Origin of the sequence: Brenneria roseae subsp. americana, assembly GCF_003115815.1 — a bacterium.
Taxonomy (GTDB): Bacteria; Pseudomonadota; Gammaproteobacteria; order Enterobacterales; family Enterobacteriaceae; genus Brenneria; species Brenneria roseae.
On sequence record NZ_QDKJ01000047.1, the window covers coordinates 1 to 674 of the forward strand.

The following is a 674-nucleotide window of genomic DNA, read 5'->3' on the forward strand; positions in this document are numbered from 1 at the left end:
AAGCTGCTGCCCGGCATCAGCATCGCCGCATTGGATTCGCCTGCGCCGGTCATGGCGCCTGCCCGCAACGCATCCAGCCGGTAGCCGGTAAACGCCTTGCCGCTCGGGTCCTGCTTAAAACGACCGGGATAGTCGTAGTGCTGGTAGGTTTCGCGCTGATGCGAGAGGTCGCTGCCGGGTTTGGTGTGCGACAGCCCGTAGGCCGGAGTTTTAAAACTGTAGTCTTTCAGTTCCACCTCGGCGGTACGGACCGCTTCGGCGTAGCGGAAGCGCCGCACATACGCGCCCTCGCTCAATCCCTGGGTGGCAAGGTTGAAGAACAGTTCCGGGCCTTTGCCCAGCGCCCCCGCATCGTCGGCAAACACCAGCCGGTGCTTGCCTTCCTCAAATTCGTGGAAGAAGTACAATCCTTCTTCCGCCGCCAGCCGGGTGATAAACGCCAAATCGCTTTCCCGGTACTGCACGCAGTATTCCCACGCCGCATGCTCGTGACGCAGCGCAAAGGCGTAGTCGGTGATGCCGGACTCTTCCAGCAGCGTACCGATAATTTCCTCCGGCTTCTGCGCCTGAAAGATACGGGCGTTGGTACGCAGCCCCAGCCGCCACAGCGCCGGTCGCACCTCGGCCTGATAGCGCGTGCGGCGAAAACCGGTATCGCCCTGGGCGAAGGCGCT

At 62.5% G+C, this 674-nt stretch carries 1 protein-coding gene; it reads right to left on the reverse strand.

Annotated features, from left to right (window positions below):
- On the reverse strand, positions 1–674 hold a 674-nt coding region (gene tssI, locus B4923_RS20725), incomplete at both ends, for a type VI secretion system tip protein TssI/VgrG (RefSeq protein WP_146187276.1).